The sequence below is a fragment of the Novosphingobium sp. FG90 genome, assembly GCF_057808725.1.
The window spans coordinates 18,628-34,965 of sequence record NZ_JBMDIO010000006.1 but is presented as its reverse complement, the minus strand read 5'-3'; the positions used below and the strand labels follow the sequence as shown (position 1 = coordinate 34,965).

Here is a 16,338-nt window from a genome sequence, read left to right as displayed (position 1 = left end):
CCCCCACTCGACCGTGCGCCCCTAAAACCAGGGTGCACGGTCGCTTCGTCAGGCCGCGAACAGGCTCTTGCGGATCACCGCATGGACGCCCCAGTTGCCGTTGGCGACCTGGCTGATCCCGAAGTCCACCCCCACCGAGAGTAGAGAGATCGCTTCGTCCTCGGTCAGATCGCGCAGGGTCATCAGGAACCGCCGGGCCTTGCGGAAGGCGTCGCGCATGGCGGCGTCGATGGACGACTGCTTATAGACCTCGCTCTGCGCATTGGCGCCCAGTTCCTTGAGGTATTCCGGGTGCGAGAAGCCCAGGATCACCCATTCGTGCCTAGTCTCGATCAGCGGGTAATCGATGTCGCGGATGTACTTGCGGCTGGTCTTGGCGGGGTGGAGGATGACCTGGATCACCGCCGTCATCGAACATTCGATGGCGGTGCCGCACAGTTCGCTGTCGCCCTGGCTGGCATGGGGATCGCCCATCGACAGCAGCCCGCCCGGCACGCCCACCGGCAGGAAGCAACTGGACCCCGCGCCGAGACGCCAGTTGTCGATATTGCCGCCGAAGTTGGCGGGCGGCACCGAATCGATCAATTCCGAATGCGCAGGCGCCAGCGCGATCACCCCGAAGTGCGGGCGCACCGGGATCGTCACGTCGCGCAGCACGTCGAAGTTTCTGGTGATGGTCTCGGGATCGACCGGCACGCCGGGGTAGTCGTAGCGCTCGTGGACCACGCCCGAAGGGTCGGTCTGCGGCGTCCAGCGATAGGAATAGACCGCCTGCGCGGTGGCGCGGCCGGGTTCGTTGTCGATCTCGTAGATCGTCACGACCTCGCGCTGCTTGGGGTCGGTCAAGAGGTCGTTGTAGTGGTAGCCCCAGTAGGCCGCAACGTTGGAGCCGAAGGCGCGCCCGGCGAACAGCGGGTTCTGGCTGGGTCGGTTCTCCATGTCGAGGATACGCACCTCGATCACGTCGCCGGGGCGGGCGCCCTCGACGGCTATAGGCCCGGTGCAGATGTGGACGCCGAAGCCCTCGCCGGGGCCGCGACCCAGGGCCGAGGCGTCGAACGGACCGGCGCCGCGCCGTTCCACCGCCTTGCCGTCGGCGGTCCAGTGGAACACGGCTTCCGCGCCCGCGTCGCCCTCGATCATGCGTTCGGCATCGTCGTTGGCGTGGTGGGTGAGCGTCTCGATTGTCACGTAGTCGCCCGAGCGGACTTCGAGCGCGGGTTGCAGCGAGCGGCTGAAATAGCCCCAGTGGATCGTGTCGGGCCGCGCGGGCAGGAAGTGGTGGCGGCGCGACCTTGCGGCGTCGTCGAGGCTGGGCAGGCCACTGAGCACGCTGGGCGGTTCGCGGTTGTCCATGCGCACGTCGCGCGCCTTTTCGGGGCGGCCCCGGCGCGGGGTTTCAGGGGCGGCTGTCGCGATCTCGGGGGACTTGCGGTATTCGCGCGGGCTCATCCCGTACTGTTCGCGGAAGGCGCGGGAGAACGAGGCGCTGTCGTTGAAGCCCCACTGGAACAGGATTTCCGAGATCGAGCGCTGCGCATGGAGCGGGCTGCCGAGATCGAGACGGCAGCGTTCGAGGCGGCGCAGCTTCACGTAATGCCCGAAGCTCTCGCCGTGGCTCTCGAACAGCTTCTGCAGGTAGCGCGGCGAGATGTTGTGTTCGGCGGCGATCTGGTGGGTGTTGAGGTTGGGGTCGGAGAGCCGCATCTCGATCGACTGGAACACCCGCTCCAGGATCGCCGCGCGCCCGCCCGCCGCGCCGCCCAGCTGCTTGGCCGGGGCGCGGTCGAGGAGGGTGGCGGCGATCATCTCGGGCAGGGCCAGTTCGACCGGGCGGATCTGGTCGTCGGAGATGTCGAGGATGGTATCGGCCACGGTGCGCAGCAGGCTCGACATCATGCGGCCGACGGCGGTGTCGGCGATCAGGTCGCTGATCTCGGTCGGCAGCTGCGAGCGCGATTTCAGCGCCGGGAGGCTGTGCGGCACCTTGACGATGAGCAGGCGGAAATCGCCTTCCATGGCGATCCGGCAGCGGGTGTCGCCGCCGCCGTAGACCATGTCCCCCTCGCCGATCTCGACCTCGCGGTCTCCGCTCGACGCTGCGATGCGGCCTTCGAGCAGGAGGACGAGCCAGAAACAGCGCGCCTCCTGCCGGAAGTCGAGGGTCATCGCCTGCGCAGTGCCGGTGCAGCGGACGAACTGGATCTTCTGCCCGCTGGTGAAGCTGACGAGGTCTCCGTAGATGTCCTCGTTCTCGGATTCGAGTTCCAGCGACACGCGCTGCAATGCGAAACGCCACGCCTGCAATCGCTGGTCGTGCGGGTAGGCATTGGTGGTCAAGCGCACGCCGGTCATGCCGGAATTATCCTTGTTGTGTAACCCTGTAGGGGGCAGCCTAACTCACTGTTTCCAGTTCTGCCAGACGCTTGTGTGCAGCGCGGTAACGATGGACCAGCCACTTGTTGAACTGGCCTTGCGCGCCTTCCTGCCACGAGTAGCGGCCACGCGGGGCGAAGCGCGAACGCAGGCCCTGCTGCACCAGTTCGTCGACGTGGAAATCCTGCGCGATGATGTGCGCGGTGGCGCGCATGTTCATGTCGAGCTTGTGGTCGAACGTCGGGTCCTTCATCGCGCCGGGGGCGAACAGCAGGCCGGTGTCCATCTCCAGCGATTCCGGGCCGTCGGGGCGCAGGATCAGGTAGATCACCATGTCGCTCATCATGATGAGGCTGAGCGAGGGCGGGACGTTGGCGAAGGTCATCCGGTTTCGCATTTCGTCCGAAAGGCCCGGGAAGATAGGCAGCACCGCGCGCTGGGTGGCGTTGAAGCTGGCGTCGGGGTGGAGTGTCCCGTTGAAGCGCAGGAACCCGGCGTCCTCGGGCTCGGAATGCGGGAACTCGGCCTTGCCCGAAGGCACGAAGTCATGCAGCGGCCCGGCGTGCAGGCGGCTGGCGTGGTAGCCGTCGTTGTTGTTCTCGAACATCACCTTCCAGTTCCACGGCAGCTTCGCGCCCTCCTCGGGCTTCGGACCCTCGGCAGAGGCGAGGTCGTAGCCGGCGATCGCCTCGGCCACGCCGGTCAGGCGGGGGGCGAGGGGCGCGGCGTTCTCGTCGAAGTTGATGAAGACGAAGCCGTTCCAGATCTCGACCGCGAAGCGCGGCAGGCTGCTCGCCTTGCGGTCGAAGTTGCAGGTCCTGTTCATCGCCGGGGCCGCCACCAGCGTGCCGTCGAGCGAGTAGCTCCAGTGGTGGTAGGGGCACAGGAACCCGCGCGCGTTGCCGCTGCCTTCGGCCACCAGCATCGCACGGTGCTGACACACCGCCGACATCGCCCGCACTTCGCCCTGCAGGTTGCGCGAGACGATGATCGGCTCGTCGATGGTGCGGGTGGTGAAGTAATCGCCCGGCTTCGGAATCCAGTCCTCGCGCCCGACGCACTGCCACTCGGCGTAATAGAGCGCGTCCTTCTCGAATTCGTAGAAAGCGTCCGAGGTGTAGCACGAAGGCGGCAGCGTCACCGCGTCCTCTAGGTCCACCGCTGAGGCGGAGAGGGATTCGATGAAGGCGTCCGTCATGGTTGGCGCGGGCATGGTGACCATCCTGAGTGCTGTTATGTACACGCTGGGTGCCGGTGAGTGCTGCTATGTGCATTTGGGCATGCGGCACCCGCGAAGGCAATATTGCATTTGCGAGATGGCTTACTCGCGGGTGTAATCGTCTGGAATCCTTGGCGGATCTCCGGCCTTGCCCCAGAGCAGGATCTCGTTGCCCCACGGGTCGCGGAAACAGTGGTTGAGACCGTTGAAGGTGCCCCAGAAGTGGTTGCGCCAAAGCACCGTGGCGCCGCGCTCCTCGGCGGCGGAAAGGATGCGCTCGGGGGTGTCGTCGTCGCTGATGAGCACCCAGATGCGCGGTTTCCGGCCCTCCTTGGCGATTTCGCGCGGGGCGATGCCTTGCGCGTCGGGGTGCGGGCGGGCGTTGGCGGGATCGAAGATGCCCAGGTGCAGGTTGCCGATCTGGCTGTCGGTGCCATCGGGATTGGGGAACATGCCGCCCGGCACCATGCGGTGATAGACGCCCTCGGGCTTGTGATCGTCGCGCCAGCCGAAGACTTCGGCGTAGAAGCGTGCCGCAGCGGCCGGATCGTCGGCGGGCAGATCGACGAAGATGAGCGTGTTGGGCATGGATAAGGGCTTCCTTCTCGTGTGCCCAAGGTCTGCGCCAGATGCGCGCGCGGCTCTTGGCGGCAGGCGTCCGGTTTGTTGACGAGGACGACGAGCCGCGTCTTGCGCCAACTACCAGTGCGCTGACGGCCAAGACCCTTTTCGTCCCCCGAAAGAGAGTGAAGCGGTCGATCCTCCACTCTACAAAGGACACTGCATGGCTTCGGTCACCACTCTGACATCGGCGAAGGCGGACACGCGGCCCTCGGCGATCTGGCATCTCAAGGCCACGCCGGAGACGATCCACTGGGGTTACTTCTCGCCCGAGATCAAGCCGGCGCTCAGGATCAAGAGTGGCGATCTGGTGCAGGCCGAAGCGATTACCCACCATGCGGGCGACGCGCCGGAGCTGATGTTCGACGAAGGCGTGGAGCGCATCTTCCGCGAGGTCGATCCCGCCAGCCGCGCCCCCGGCGTCCACATCATGACCGGCCCGATCTACATCGAGGACGCCGAGCCGGGCGACATGATCGAGGTGCGCTACCTGCAGATGACGCCGCGCAACAACTACGGCTCCAACCTCGCGGCGAACTGGGGGCACCTCTACGAGGAGTTCGGCAGGAAGGAGCGCGTGACGATCTACGAACTGGACCCCGGCACCCAGACCGCTCACGCCCTTTATGCCTACGACTTCCCGGGCGAATACCTCGTCCCCGGCACCATCACCAACTGTCCGGTGTGCGACCGTCACCCGGCGCTGCCCGGCATCACCATCCCCGCCCGCCCGCATCTGGGCACGGCGGGCGTGGCGCCGGCAGTGGACGCGCCGGTCTCCACTATCCCGCCGGGGCTGCATGGCGGCAACATCGACAACTGGCGCATCGGCGCGGGCTCCACGATGTTCTACAAGTGTCAGGTCAAGGGCGGGCTGTTCTCGATCGGCGACCCCCACGTCAGCCAGGGCGACGGCGAGATCAGCGGCACCGCGATCGAGGCTTCGCTCGACTGCCTGTTCCAGATCATCCTGCGCAAGGACTTCTCCTTCCCCTCGCCGCTGCTGGAAACGCCCGAGAACTGGATCGTCCACGGCTTCGGTGAGGATCTCGATCAGGCGATGAAGAACTGCTCGATGGACATGCTGCACCTGCTCCACGAACAGCAGGGACTGAGCAAGGAGGACGCCTATTCGCTGATGAGCGTGGCGACCGACTTCGGCGTGACGCAAGTGGTGGACGGCACGCTGGGCGTCCACGCGCGGATCGAGCGGCGTATCTTCCCGGGCAAGGGCGCCGTTATCGACCCCTGAAGCTACGTCGCCAAGGGCTCTGAAAATACTACGGAATTGTTCCGTTGCCTTCCGATCCCCGCCGTGTATCCGACCGGTGCGACCCGAAGGACGGAACTATATCCGCCTTTCATACCTGACCCGGGGCCATTTTCGGTCACCGGGTCATTTTTTCGCCGTCGCTACTGGAACGACTACGAAAATCCGTAAAATCCACTAGCTTACGGTCAACGGAGTCTCGCTGCGGCTCCGTGGGGGCTGTTGCGGCGATGAGGGACTGATGGACAGGAACTGGAGGGCCGAAAGTACCGGAGATACGCATATCTCGGTGGAGCAGGTACGCGGACATTCCCGTTTCGAGAATGCCAAGGCGCTGCTCATCGACGGGTTGGCGGGGATGTACATCGACGACCGCAGGCTGCGCACGCTGATCGAGTACGAGCGGGGCGTCACGTTCATGCTCATCACCTCGCTGGACGCCCTGCGTGATCCGGAGGACCCTGCGGGCGGCGTATCGATGCAGGTGCTGAACGAGGTTCTGCCGAACATGGGCATCGCGCCCGGCAGGCGGATCGCCGACCTCGTGGCCAACTTGCGGCGGGACCTGCTGCTGGAGACGGTGCCCGATCCGCAGGATCGCCGCGCCCGCCTCCTGCGCGCCACCGAGCGCGGGGTCGCTGCCGATTGCGAATGGCTGGCGGTCTTCCATGCACCGCTCGCACTGCTGCGCCCGGATGTCGACTACCGGCCGGTGCTGGAGCGACGGAAGAGCTACCAGAAGGCCTTCCGCATCGCCGGGCTTAGGACGCTCGACATCGCCAACGAGATCATGAGCGCCAATCCGCCGATGGACTATTTCGTCCAGGAATCAGTCGGGTTCCGCGTGCTCATGATCCTGATGCAGTCGGTGCGGGGCAATCCGGAGCACCGCACGGCGCCGGGCTTCTACTCACATGCGGGCGGGCAGGGCGGCATGTCGCGCACACACGTGCGTAACGTGCTCAAGGGCGCGGCGGAGCGGGGCTTCGTCACCTTGTCCGAACGTCCCGGAGACTACGTGGAACTATCCGATACCCTTCGCGATGCATTCGACCGATGGGTGGGGGAGAGCCTGTCTTCCATCGATCGGGTACGGACCCTCAGCGGGCATCCCTGAAACGTCAGCACACCGCCGGGGCCAGATCGCCTGCCGAGGCATCCTCGGCCGACCGAACCCGGGTCCGGCCGTCGGCGCCGATGCCGGGGAGCCAGAACAGCAACGACATGCCCCCTCCCAGTACGGCGATGATCGCCAGAGACGCCTGGTCGTAGGAACCGGTCGCGCCGTAGCTGAGGTCCATGGCGGCGGGGGTAAGGCCCTGCGCCAGAATGACGGCGGCGTAGAGCACCGCGTTGATCGATCCGAAATGCCTGAGCCCGAAGTAGCGCGAGCAGAAATACGGCAGGGCCGCGTATTCCGCACCCATGCCGATGCCCAGCAGCACGCCCGCGGCGGTAGCGGAGAGGCTGCCCTGGCCGAACTGCAGTAGCGCAAGGCCCCCCATCGCGGCGGCATACATCGGCACGATCAGCAACGGCGTGCGCAGCTTGTCCAGCATGCCGCCGGTCACGACCTGCCAGGCCGCCGTGACGAGCGCGAAGGTCGCCACTACGCCGGTCGCTTCGCGGAGGCCGAAGCCACGGTCCGTCATCATCGGCACGACGTGGGTGAATACCGCCGTCATGCCGCCTGCGCCGCTCGCAACCGCGATCAACAGCAGCCAGAAACGACGGGTGGCCGCCGCTTCGCGCAAGGTCATGCCTTCGAATACGCGCTCCGGTTCGTTCGGTGTGCGGGAGACGTGGCGGGGCGTGTCGTGGAGCCAGAACCACATGACGGGAAAGCCGACGAGGAACACGACCGCCCCGATCGCGCCATATGTCGCGCGCCAGCCGATCTGCGGCAGGAGGATACCCGCCACCACCGGCATCAAGGTCGCACCGACGCCGTTGCCGATCCCGGCCGTCACTCCGAGCATCAACCCGCGCCGCGCGTCGAACCAGTTCGACACGATCTTGGCGATCATCGGCGACGCGCACGTCGCCCCGGCAAGACCGATCAGCCCGTACTGGAGATAGAACAGCCAGATATTGCCGGTCGTCCGGGACAGGCTGGCGACGAGCAGGGCAAGGGCGACATTGCCGCCGAGGATCAGCGGCCGCGCGCCGACCCGGTCAATGGTGCGGCCGATCAGCGGGTAGCTTGCCGCCGCAATGACAGCGATTAGACCCAGCACCCCGGACACCGCCGCACGGGACCAGCCGAGGTCTTCCGAGATGGGCACCAGGAATGTCCCGAAAGTGGCGCTGATAGCGGCAGTGAGGCAAACGAGGTTGCCGGTGGTGGCGGCGATCGCAAGTCGGGTAGAAGCGGTCGGCATGGACAGGTCTCCGTTTCCGGTTTCCCGAGTAAATGCCTGCTGGGCTCCGATCCCAAGCGCTAATAGGTGCGCCGCAACAATTCCTTCGCGCTTCGTCAACTATGGGTCCTTGCACAAGGCCGCTCTCGATCCGATTTTGCAAGCAGCGAATGCCATTTGGGACGATCCGCCAAGATGAATGCTCCGACCGCCGACATGACCGTTTCCGCAACGCAGATGCCCACTTACTTCATCCCGCATGGCGGAGGACCGTGCTTCTTCATGGACTGGTCGGTTATGGGCGGCCCCGCCGATACCTGGGACAAGACCGAGGCATGGCTGCGCGCGCTGGTGTCCACGCTGCCGGAAACGCCCAAGGGCATCGTCGTCATTTCGGGCCACTGGGAGGAGCCGGCGTTCACTGCTTCCACCGCCGTCGAGCCGGGGATGATCTACGATTACTACGGCTTCCCGCCGCATACTTACGAATTAAAGTATCCCGCCCCGGGGTCCCCCGCGCTGGCGGAGCGGGTCGTGGAACTACTGAAGGGCGCCGGGCTGCCTGCGCGCAAGGACCCCGCCCGCGGGTTCGATCACGGTGTCTTCGTGCCGCTCCTGCTGATCGATCCGGACGCGACGATCCCCGTCGTGCCGCTTTCGCTCAAGGCGGACCTCGATCCGGCCGAGCACATCGCAGCGGGCAGGGCACTGGAACCGCTGCGCCAGGAGGGCGTGCTGATCGTCGGATCGGGCATGAGCTATCACAACATGCGCGGCTTCCGCACGCCCGCCGCGACGCGGCCCTCGGCGGTCTTCGATCAGTGGCTGACGGGTGCGGTGGAAGCTGCCCCGGCCGAGCGCGAGATGCTGCTATCGCACTGGGACGAGGCTCCCGCAGGTCGCCTTTCGCACCCGCGCGAAGAGCATCTGCTGCCGCTGATGGTGGCTGCCGGTGCGGGTGGGGCCTCGGCCGGGCACAAGGTGTTCGGCGACAACGTCATGATGGCGGACATATCGGCCTATCGCTTCGGGTAAAGGCCCCTTGCCGCTCGACGGCAAGACTGTAAGGGTGCCCCCTCGATCGATGGCGAGCGAGGGAGAACATGCCGGTGGCCGAAACGAGCGGGAAAGCGGCACGTCCGAGCGAGGGCAGCGTCCGCACGCGCATGGCCGAGGCGGGCATCGCCGCGCCCGGGGAGTGTGTCCCCGGCGTGCTGTCCAACCTGATTGTGCTGCAGGATCACGTCGCAACCCTGCGCGCTTTCGCGCTTGATCCGCGCAGCGCCAGCGCCATGCGGTTCGAGGCGTGAGCATGTCTTCCGACATCTTGTCAGCCATCGCCATGGCCGCGAAAGTACGCGGCGGCGAAATCACCGCCGTGCAACTCGCCACGAAGGCGTTCGACAAGGCCGGGCAACTCGGCGGCGAGCGCAGCGGCTTCACGCGCCTGCTGCGACGCCGCGCATTGGCGCGGGCGGCAGCGGTCGACAAGCTGGTGGAGGCGGGGCTCGATCCCGGCCCCTTGGCAGGCGTGCCGTTCGGCGCAGCGGACCTGTTCGACGTCGCCGGGGAGATCACCACGGCCGGTTCGCGGACCCGCCGCAATGCCGCCTTCGCGAGCCGCGACGCCAGGGCCATCGCGCTGCTCGAAGCGGCGGGTGCGGTGCTCGTCGGTATGCAGAACATGGACGAATTCGGCTATGGCTTCGTCACCATGAATGCGGAGTACGGGACAACCCGCAATCCGCACGATCCCACGCGCGTCGCGGGTGGGGCGGCAGGTGGTTCGGCCGTGGCGGTCGCGACCGGCGTGGTGCCGCTCAGCCTTGCTTTCGACACCAATGGATCGTTGCGCGTCCCTGCGGGCCTGACCGGCGTGATCGGCCTTAAGCCCACCTACGGGGATCTTCCGCGCGAGGGCATGTATCCCTTCGTCGAGAGCCTCGATGTGGTCGGCGTGCTCGGCCGCGATCTCGACGACGTGGCGCTGGTCCGCACGATTTTGCGCGAAGGTGCGCCCGAGCGGCAGGAGCCGCTGCGCGGCGAGATTTCCTTCGGCCGCCTGATGAGCTGGTTCGATAACAACATCTCCGAGGAGATGCGCGGTCCGCTCGATGCCTTCTGGAACCGGCTCGGCCGCATCAGCTTCGAGTTGCCGCATTCGGAGATCGCCCGTGCCGCAGCCTCGGTCATCATTGCGGCGGAAGGGGCCAGTCTGCATCGTCCCGCGCTGGAGACCGACCCGATGCAGTTCGAGCCGCCGGTGCGGGACCGTATGCTGGCGGGCCTGCTGCTGCCGAGCGACGACTATCTCGCCGCACAGCGCTTTCGCAGCTGGATCCAGGCGCGCTTGCGCCGCCAGTTCGAGCTGGCAGACGTCCTTTTCACTCCGGCCGCGCCCGGCTTCGCGCCGACCATCGCCAATCCGGTGATGACTTTCGAGGGCAGGACGATCCCTGCACGCAGCCACCTTGGCATCTATACGCAGCCGATCAGCCTTATGGGGCTGCCTGCGCTGGTACTGCCGCTGGCGGGCGACTTCGCGATGCCCCTCGGCATCCAGCTGATCAGCGCGGCGGGGCATGAGCCACTCCTGTTCCGGGCGGCGCGGCAGCTCATCGACAAGGGGCTTTGCGCAGTGCCTGCCGCCAAGGTGTAGGCACGCGCCATTTTTAGCTCCTCAGGCACAATTTTTTGCGCTGCACAAAGAGGGCATGGACAGACGTGAAACTTTGATATTACCATATCTGCATTTAGTATTACCGAGATGGGTGATCGGGTATTACGAAAGCGGGTGGGTATGGACGGAGTTCGCGTAGGTACGAGGCTGATCGGCACGCAGTCCCCGGTCACGGTGGGCTGGGAAAACATTCCGCGCGTGGAAGGCGGCCCCGTGAAGCAGTTCGTCTTCACCTGGTTTCAGCCTGCGGTGTTGATCGCTCTGGTCGCCTTCTGGCTCTACGCTCCGGACTCCATCGCCAAGGCATCGACGGCAATCGGTATAGGGATAGCCTTCAAGGCGCTTCTGTACTTTCTGGAATGGGTGAACCCGCGCCACGATAGCTGGCGTCTCACTTGGAAGGAATTGGTTACAGACCTGTTCTATGTCGGCATCAGCTACACGCTGGTCAAATATGCGGGCAAGCATTTCGGCGACGACGCCATGATCGAGGGAATCCAGCATTTCTTCGATTGGGAAAAAATGACCTGGTTCAAGGACATGCCGCTGCTTGTTCAGGCGTTCCTGATCTCGTTCATCTTTGATTTCGGGCAATACTGGATGCATCGCGGGATGCACAACTGGTATCCGCTCTGGCTTACTCACTCGGTCCATCACTACATCACGCAGCTGAACATCAACAAGGGCGCCGTCGGTAATCCGGTCGAGCTGTTCCTGATCGGCCTCGGCATCGGCGGTTTCTTCGATTTCCTGCCACGCGCGGTCCTGCTGGCCGGTGCGATCGGCATGGCGGTCGGCACCTACCAGCACATAAACGTGCGCTTCAACACTCCGCGCCTGTGGCGCTTCCTGTTCAACACGACCGAACACCACAGCGTTCACCATTCGCAGGATTTCGAGGCCAGTCGCAGCAATTACGCCAGCACCTACATCTTCATCGACCGCCTGTTCGGCACGTGCGTCGACGGCGAGGCGGAACTGCTCGGCATGGAGGGCGGGCGCCGCATGTCGATCCTGGAGCAGATGACCTATCCCTTCACCGAAGCCTGGAAGACGACGAGGTCGGCCATTCAGGCGCGTTTTCAGCCGGCCGCCGTCCCTGCCGAATAAGCCCGGGCTTCTGGAGAACTGCGCGTGAACCTTCCCTTCATCGACCGAATCTGGCGCGTTCGTGGATCGCTGTTGCTCGATGCCGCGCAGTCGCCCCGAGACGTCTTCGCCCGCCTCGATCACCTGTTCCGGACCGATGGGACCTCATGCAGGATCGAGGGCGATGCACTGACTTTCAGCAAGAAGGACCCGATCGCGCAGGATCGGATGGCCATCTTCAATTGCGGCACCCTATGGCTCGAACGTGACGGCGACAGCCGGGAACTGCGCTACGACCTCAGCAGTCCGACGCTGCAGTTCTGTTTCTGCCTGCCGTTCCTGTTTCTCGGCATCGCCTGGATACTCAAGGAATCGCGCAATCCGGGTTTCGTTTTCGCCGGCATCTTCGCGGTGCTTTACATCGTCGGGCGCATTCTTGAGCCCTATCTGGTCGCGTCGGCATTCCGCAAGAGCCTGACCGGGCATGAGCCAGCCGTCGAGACCTCGCCGGTCTGACGACTGGAAGTGCGCAGGCGCGGCAACCCTAGAGCCAGACACGCACGCCTGCGACGAGACTGGTCGTCGCAGGATCTTCCCCGGCAGCGCGCGCATACCGCGCCGAGCGACCGGTCTTCGCCTCATGGGAAAGGCCGATGTAGGGTGCGAACCGGCGCGTGATCTCATAGCGCAGGCGCAGACCCAGTTCGGCGCTCGACAAGCCTGCGCCGACGCGGTCGTCCGGCACGTCCTGCGCCGATACGTTGAGTTCGGCGCGAGGCTGCAACACAAGGCGCTGCGTCAGGCGCTGGTCGTAATAGCCCTCAATCCGACCGAGCAGATCGCCCTTGTCCGAAAGGAAGGCCGCGCCTTCGACTTCGAACCAGTAGGGGGCGAGTCCCTCGAAGCCGACTGCGGCATATGTTCGCGATGGACCGGGCCGAACATCGTGGCGGATGCCTGCCTGCAGGTTGAAGTACGGACCGATGGCGCGGCTGTAGAGGGCCTGAATTTCGGCCGCCTCCACACCTTGCCGTATCACGCCTTCGCCCTCGGTCTTGAGGGTCAGGCGGTTGATGTCGCCGCCCAGCCAGGCCTCGCCGTCCCAGTGATAGCCATCGCGGCCCTCGCGTGACTGGTACTCGGCCAGGTTGAACATCACGGTGGCGAATGCCTGTCCCCCGCTCTCCCTCATCATTGCCTTGCGGGCACGAGCCATCTCCGCGGGCGGGAACTGGTGGTCGGCGTAGTGGTCCGCCGGAGAGGGTGGTGCAGGGGCCTGCCCTGCGGGAAGGTTGGTGCCGGTAGCCATCTGGTGATCGGCGTGCCCGTCCGGCATATCCATTCCAGGCATGGAACCATGACCCATGCCGCGCATCTCATGGTGCTGGTGACCGGCAGCCGGTGTCGATGCGGATGTCTCTCCGGGAACGGCGGGTTTCTTCATTCCGTGCATCGAATGGTCCTGTGCATGGGCAGGAGCGACCAGGAACGAGAGCAGCACGGTGGCGATCGGGGCAAGGCGCATCATGCGGCGTCTGCCTTCGGGCGGACGCTGACGACGCGCATCATCCCGGCCGCCATGTGATACAGCATATGGCAATGGAAAGCCCAGTCGCCGATGGCATCCGCCGTGAAATCCCAGCTGACCTTGCCGCCGGGCTGGACGATGACGGTGTGCTTGCGCGGGGAATGGTCGCCGTGGCCGGTCACCAGTTCGAAGAAATGGCCGTGGATGTGGATCGGGTGAGCCATCATCGAATCATTGATGAGGTTGACCCGGACCCGCTCGCCCTCGGTGAACGGGATGGGTTCATGGATGTCGGACATCTTGTCGCCATCGAGAGACCACATGAATCGCTCCATGTTGCCGGTGAGATGGACATCGATGCTGCGCGAGGGTGCGCGCACGTCCGGATTGCGTTCCAGCGCCATGAGGTCGCGGTAGACCAGCACCTTGTGCCCCACGTCCGTCAGGCCCTGGCCCGGTTCTCCGGTGCGGTCCACCGGCATCGGCGAGATCATCTGCACCCCGGGATTGCGCGTGACCTGCGGGGCATTGGAGAAATCGCGCATCGACATGCCGGCCATGCCGTGATCCATGGTTGTATGCTGCGCGGGATCGTGATTCATCGCGCTGTGGTCCATGGAGGGCGCTGCAGGCACCTCGCTGTCCGTCGCCAGTTTTGCCGACGTGTTCTGTTCGACGGTGGGATCGATCCTGCGGCCCGTGTCTTTCCCGCCTCCCATATCCATCCCCATGTCCTTCATCGTCGCAAGTGGACGCTTGCGCAGCGCAGGGACCGGGGCGTGCATTCCCGGACGAGGCGACAACGTCGCGCGGGCCATGCCCGAACGGTCCACCGCTTCGCCGACGAGGGTGTAGGCCCGGTCGTCCTGCGGCTTGACGATCAGGTCATAGGTTTCGGCTACGCCGATCTGGAATTCGTCCACCGTGACCGGGCGGACGTTCTGTCCGTCGGCCTGGACGATAGTGAGGTCTAGAATGCGCACGTTGAATGTCGTCATCGAAGAGGCGTTGATGATGCGCAGGCGCACGCTCTCTCCCGGCGTGAATAGCGCGGTCCAGTTGTCCTGCGGGCCGTAGCCGTTGACGAGATAGGTGTAGGCGGCTCCGGTCACGTCTGAAATATCCGCCGGATCCATGCGCATGGCACCCCATGCGAGCCTGTCCTTCAAGGTCTGGTCGCGTCCAGCGGCAAGGCCGGCGAGGGTCTGGCGCTGGAAGTTGAAATGGCCGGGGTTCACCTTCAGCCGACGGAAGATCGCTTCGGGGGATAGGTGGCTTTGATCGGAGAGAACGATCACATGCTCGCGATCAAAGGCGACCGGATCGGGCTCGGCAGAGTCGATCACGATCGGGCCGTAGAGCCCCAGCTGTTCCTGGAAGCCGGAGTGGCTATGGTACCAGTAAGTGCCGTTCTGTGCCACTTGGAACTCGTACAGAAAGCGCGATCGCGCCTTGATGCCGGGGAAGGAAACTCCGGGCACGCCGTCGAACTGCGCAGGCACCAGCAGCCCGTGCCAATGCAGCGAAGTGTCCACCTCCAGATCGTTGACGACGTCGAGCCGTACCTTCTGCCCTTCGCGCAGGCGGATCAATGGCGCCGGAATCGTGCCGTTTACGCCTATCGCAGCGCTGCTGCGGCCATCGATCGTCATCGTTTCACGCGCGATGCGCAGGGTGATGTCGGTGCCGGTCACCATCGGCCGGTCAGTGCCGATGCCCTTGGAAACCGGCTGCGCCCAGGCCGGCATCCACGCTGCGAATGCCGCGGCGCCACCCGCCGAGCCAAGCCCCCTGAGGAACATGCGGCGCTTCACAGTCGATAAGTGCATGAAATCGCTATCCCTCTTGGCTGTCTGAAGCAGATACGCGGGATCGCGCTCAATCCCTCAACATTTCATGCAATTTCATGCGGGCGCGATAGAGCCGTGTCTCGACCGCCTTTGCGCTGATTCCCAGGATCTCTGCGGTTTCGGCCTGGCTCATCCCTTCGATCGTGCGCAGGACGAGCACGTCCTTCAGGCCCGGTGAAAGTTGCGCGATGGCGGTCATCGCACGCTGCAACTCGGCCCGATCGGCCAGCATCAGGTCGCTTCCGGCAGCCGGATCTGCAATCGTCAGGGCTTCATCGATCGGCCGGGCGAAAGTAAAGAAGCGGCGTACCTTGCGTCGCCGCGCCCAGTCGCGCGCCTTGTTGACCGCTATCCGTGCAATCCAGGCCTGGAACGGCCGATCGCCGTCAAAGCGCTTGAGAGCGCCAAAAGCGGCGATGAAGGCTTGCTGCGTCAGTTCCAGAGCGGCATCGCCATCGCCCACCAGTCCGCGCAGGATCCGGTATACGACGTCGCGATGACGCTGCATCAGCATGGAATAGGCCGCCTGTCGTCCGGCCAGCGCCAGCGCCGCCAGTTCACCGTCGGAGCAGTCGGACAGATCGAGGCTCACCGTTCCTTTGCCGTGAGCGCCTTGACCACGGCGGCATCGAACTTGGCGACCTGCCCCGGTTTCAGGATTGCCCGCATGGCAAACACATGCTCCAGCGTCTCCTTCTGCAATTGCCCCATCGCCTTGTGCGAGCGATCGACTGCGGTCGCGACGGCGGGGCCATAGCCATGCTCGGTCTCTATGGCGTCGGCAAGGCGTGCGTTGTCGGCGCGCATTTCCAGTTCAAGTGCCTGCTTGCGCACCATAAAACGCTGTTCGATCTCCTCCATCCTCGCATGTTGCGCCTCGTCGAGGCCAAGGTCGTGATGCAGGAATGCATGAAGTTCGGTTTCCACCGGCGAGGACTGGGGTATATAGGTTCGGCCAACCAGCACACCCGCCAACGCGGCGAGAAATGCGATTCCGGCCACCAGCAGATATCCCTGTATCCGGCTCATTCGCTTCCACCGAGCAGCGACGAGGGAGCCAGTGCTGGAACTGTGGCGATAGGCGCGGCCGAGGCCGATGTTTCCGCACCTCCCGGGATGGCCGATCCGAGCACACCGATGGCCAGCGCCAGGCAAGCGGCGATACCGACGGTCCCGCGCGAAAGCGCAGCGTCACCATCGGCAGCAGCGTTGACGGCGGCGAGGACGGCGTCTTCCATCCCGATCAATTGCGGATCGACCGGCAATTCCTTCAGGCGCTTCAGCGCAATGTCCAAATCCATGCTCGTTACTCCGACCATCCTTGCGTTGGCATACGCAGGGTAAG

General features: G+C 64.8%; 16 protein-coding genes. 7 read left to right on the top strand and 9 right to left on the bottom strand.

The window, feature by feature from the left end:
* Positions 1 to 48: 48 nt before the first annotated feature.
* The 3 genes from ACODRZ_RS07400 to ACODRZ_RS07390 form a co-directional block, all read right to left on the bottom strand.
* Entirely contained in the window at positions 49 to 2,355 is a 2,307-nt protein-coding gene (locus ACODRZ_RS07400) for an acetamidase/formamidase family protein (RefSeq protein WP_488986192.1), read from the bottom strand.
* Between the two features lie 40 nt (positions 2,356 to 2,395).
* The gene (locus tag ACODRZ_RS07395) at positions 2,396 to 3,589 is read right to left on the bottom strand and encodes an aromatic ring-hydroxylating oxygenase subunit alpha (protein ID WP_488972819.1); all 1,194 of its coding nucleotides are present in this window, start codon (positions 3,587 to 3,589) and stop codon (positions 2,396 to 2,398) included.
* 108 nt (positions 3,590 to 3,697) lie between these two features.
* The gene (locus ACODRZ_RS07390; RefSeq protein WP_488972818.1) at positions 3,698 to 4,183 is read right to left on the bottom strand and encodes a VOC family protein; all 486 of its coding nucleotides are present in this window, start codon (positions 4,181 to 4,183) and stop codon (positions 3,698 to 3,700) included.
* 196 nt (positions 4,184 to 4,379) lie between these two features.
* Here ACODRZ_RS07390 and ACODRZ_RS07385 point away from each other — a divergent pair, with 196 nt between their 5' ends.
* Positions 4,380 to 5,468, top strand: a complete 1,089-nt coding sequence (locus tag ACODRZ_RS07385; protein ID WP_488972817.1) for an acetamidase/formamidase family protein — start codon at positions 4,380 to 4,382, stop codon at positions 5,466 to 5,468.
* 259 nt (positions 5,469 to 5,727) lie between these two features.
* Entirely contained in the window at positions 5,728 to 6,603 is an 876-nt protein-coding gene (locus ACODRZ_RS07380) for a hypothetical protein (protein WP_488972816.1), read from the top strand.
* Between the two features lie 4 nt (positions 6,604 to 6,607).
* On the opposite strand, the gene ACODRZ_RS07375 is transcribed toward ACODRZ_RS07380, so the two are convergent.
* Positions 6,608 to 7,867 carry an MFS transporter gene (locus ACODRZ_RS07375; RefSeq protein WP_488972815.1) on the bottom strand — a complete coding sequence of 420 codons (1,260 nt, stop codon included), beginning with the start codon at positions 7,865 to 7,867 and terminating at the stop codon, positions 6,608 to 6,610.
* Between the two features lie 174 nt (positions 7,868 to 8,041).
* Here ACODRZ_RS07375 and ACODRZ_RS07370 point away from each other — a divergent pair, with 174 nt between their 5' ends.
* The 5 genes from ACODRZ_RS07370 to ACODRZ_RS07350 all read left to right on the top strand — a co-directional run bounded on the left by ACODRZ_RS07370 (position 8,042) and on the right by ACODRZ_RS07350 (position 12,131).
* On the top strand, positions 8,042 to 8,881 hold the full coding sequence (locus ACODRZ_RS07370; RefSeq protein WP_488972814.1) for a DODA-type extradiol aromatic ring-opening family dioxygenase: 840 nt from the start codon (positions 8,042 to 8,044) through the stop codon (positions 8,879 to 8,881).
* 68 nt (positions 8,882 to 8,949) lie between these two features.
* Entirely contained in the window at positions 8,950 to 9,156 is a 207-nt protein-coding gene (locus tag ACODRZ_RS07365; RefSeq protein WP_488972813.1) for a hypothetical protein, read from the top strand.
* Positions 9,157 to 9,158: 2 nt separating this feature from the next.
* Positions 9,159 to 10,505 (top strand): AtzE family amidohydrolase, encoded by a 1,347-nt coding sequence (locus ACODRZ_RS07360; RefSeq protein WP_488972812.1) that lies wholly within the window; start codon positions 9,159 to 9,161, stop codon positions 10,503 to 10,505.
* A 141-nt stretch (positions 10,506 to 10,646) separates the two neighbouring features.
* A complete protein-coding gene (locus tag ACODRZ_RS07355; protein ID WP_488972811.1) occupies positions 10,647 to 11,636 on the top strand; it encodes a sterol desaturase family protein in 990 nt (329 codons plus the stop codon).
* A gap of 24 nt (positions 11,637 to 11,660) precedes the next feature.
* Positions 11,661 to 12,131: a hypothetical protein gene (locus ACODRZ_RS07350; protein WP_488972810.1), complete on the top strand. Its 471-nt coding sequence runs from the start codon at positions 11,661 to 11,663 to the stop codon at positions 12,129 to 12,131.
* Positions 12,132 to 12,159: 28 nt separating this feature from the next.
* Here ACODRZ_RS07350 and ACODRZ_RS07345 read toward each other — a convergent pair whose 3' ends face one another.
* From ACODRZ_RS07345 to ACODRZ_RS07325, 5 genes are read right to left on the bottom strand one after another with little or no spacing between them, the layout of a single operon-like run.
* Complete coding sequence (locus ACODRZ_RS07345; RefSeq protein ID WP_488972809.1) at positions 12,160 to 13,143, bottom strand: copper resistance protein B; 984 nt, start codon at positions 13,141 to 13,143, stop codon at positions 12,160 to 12,162.
* Entirely contained in the window at positions 13,140 to 14,972 is a 1,833-nt protein-coding gene (locus ACODRZ_RS07340; protein WP_488972808.1) for a copper resistance system multicopper oxidase, read from the bottom strand. Before ACODRZ_RS07340 ends, ACODRZ_RS07345 begins: the two co-directional genes overlap by 4 nt.
* 49 nt (positions 14,973 to 15,021) lie before the next feature.
* The gene (locus tag ACODRZ_RS07335) at positions 15,022 to 15,585 is read right to left on the bottom strand and encodes an RNA polymerase sigma factor (protein ID WP_488972807.1); all 564 of its coding nucleotides are present in this window, start codon (positions 15,583 to 15,585) and stop codon (positions 15,022 to 15,024) included.
* On the bottom strand, positions 15,582 to 16,022 hold the full coding sequence (locus ACODRZ_RS07330) for a periplasmic heavy metal sensor (RefSeq protein ID WP_488972806.1): 441 nt from the start codon (positions 16,020 to 16,022) through the stop codon (positions 15,582 to 15,584). The genes ACODRZ_RS07335 and ACODRZ_RS07330 overlap by 4 nt, the downstream gene beginning before the upstream one ends.
* A complete protein-coding gene (locus ACODRZ_RS07325; protein ID WP_488972805.1) occupies positions 16,019 to 16,294 on the bottom strand; it encodes a hypothetical protein in 276 nt (91 codons plus the stop codon). Before ACODRZ_RS07325 ends, ACODRZ_RS07330 begins: the two co-directional genes overlap by 4 nt.
* Positions 16,295 to 16,338 lie beyond the last annotated feature (44 nt).

What these genes read in the sequence shown, in the direction of transcription:
- ACODRZ_RS07365 (WP_488972813.1), top strand. Translation starts at nt 8,950, where the DNA reads ATGCCGGTGGCCGAAACGAGCGGGAAAGCGGCACGTCCGAGCGAGGGC.
- ACODRZ_RS07385 (WP_488972817.1), top strand. Translation starts at nt 4,380, where the DNA reads ATGGCTTCGGTCACCACTCTGACATCGGCGAAGGCGGACACGCGGCCC.
- ACODRZ_RS07380 (WP_488972816.1), top strand. Translation starts at nt 5,728, where the DNA reads ATGGACAGGAACTGGAGGGCCGAAAGTACCGGAGATACGCATATCTCG.
- ACODRZ_RS07345 (WP_488972809.1), bottom strand. Translation starts at nt 13,143, where the DNA reads ATGATGCGCCTTGCCCCGATCGCCACCGTGCTGCTCTCGTTCCTGGTC.
- ACODRZ_RS07390 (WP_488972818.1), bottom strand. Translation starts at nt 4,183, where the DNA reads ATGCCCAACACGCTCATCTTCGTCGATCTGCCCGCCGACGATCCGGCC.
- ACODRZ_RS07340 (WP_488972808.1), bottom strand. Translation starts at nt 14,972, where the DNA reads ATGCACTTATCGACTGTGAAGCGCCGCATGTTCCTCAGGGGGCTTGGC.
- ACODRZ_RS07360 (WP_488972812.1), top strand. Translation starts at nt 9,159, where the DNA reads ATGTCTTCCGACATCTTGTCAGCCATCGCCATGGCCGCGAAAGTACGC.
- ACODRZ_RS07325 (WP_488972805.1), bottom strand. Translation starts at nt 16,294, where the DNA reads ATGGATTTGGACATTGCGCTGAAGCGCCTGAAGGAATTGCCGGTCGAT.
- ACODRZ_RS07370 (WP_488972814.1), top strand. Translation starts at nt 8,042, where the DNA reads ATGAATGCTCCGACCGCCGACATGACCGTTTCCGCAACGCAGATGCCC.
- ACODRZ_RS07400 (WP_488986192.1), bottom strand. Translation starts at nt 2,355, where the DNA reads ATGACCGGCGTGCGCTTGACCACCAATGCCTACCCGCACGACCAGCGA.
- ACODRZ_RS07355 (WP_488972811.1), top strand. Translation starts at nt 10,647, where the DNA reads ATGGACGGAGTTCGCGTAGGTACGAGGCTGATCGGCACGCAGTCCCCG.
- ACODRZ_RS07330 (WP_488972806.1), bottom strand. Translation starts at nt 16,022, where the DNA reads ATGAGCCGGATACAGGGATATCTGCTGGTGGCCGGAATCGCATTTCTC.
- ACODRZ_RS07395 (WP_488972819.1), bottom strand. Translation starts at nt 3,589, where the DNA reads ATGCCCGCGCCAACCATGACGGACGCCTTCATCGAATCCCTCTCCGCC.
- ACODRZ_RS07375 (WP_488972815.1), bottom strand. Translation starts at nt 7,867, where the DNA reads ATGCCGACCGCTTCTACCCGACTTGCGATCGCCGCCACCACCGGCAAC.